Origin of the sequence: Paraburkholderia sp. RL17-373-BIF-A (assembly GCF_046030175.1) — a bacterium.
In the GTDB taxonomy this organism is placed as follows: Bacteria; Pseudomonadota; Gammaproteobacteria; order Burkholderiales; family Burkholderiaceae; genus Paraburkholderia.
The window spans coordinates 1-541 of the sequence record NZ_JARESO010000394.1; the positions used below are offsets into that span (position 1 = coordinate 1).

The 541-nt window shown below is 61.7% G+C and carries 1 protein-coding gene; it reads left to right on the forward strand.

The window, feature by feature from the left end; all coding sequences use genetic code 11:
- Window positions 1-541, forward strand: a 541-nt coding sequence (locus P0D80_RS51050; protein WP_408296557.1) for a pentapeptide repeat-containing protein, incomplete at both ends; no start/stop codon positions are given.

A 541-nucleotide genomic window follows, 5' to 3' on the forward strand; every position in this document is an offset into this window, starting at 1 on the left:
GGTTGAAACATGGCGGTGATCTGGAAGTTTTCGAGGATACAGGCGAGAACGGCTCAGTCCTCACCATTACTGTGAAAACTGGCGCAACGTCTGAGTCTTTTGCCATCGAGGGTGGCACCATCGATGACCTCAGGGCAGTTCTGGAACAGGAAATTGTTCGGCACCAGGCAGATCATTATCGGTACAGGGAAGCCACTGAACGCATTCCACCGGCGAGACTGGAATTGCTCAGACGTGGGTCCGGGAAGGGAATTAACCTGAGCGCGATGAACCTGCGCGGGGTGAATCTGCACGGGGTGAATCTGCACGGGGCGGACCTGCGCGGGGCGGGCCTGATCGGGCGGGACCTGAGCGGGGCGGACCTGCGCGGGGCGAACCTGGGCGGGGCGGACCTGACGTGGGTGAACCTGCGCGGGGCGAACCTGAGCGGGGCGAACCTGAGCGGGGTGAACCTGCACCAGACCTTCCTGGGCGGGGTGACCTTGCATCAGACGACATTCTCGCTGGAAGCTCTCGTGCGCTGCTCTAATCAGCTCACCGA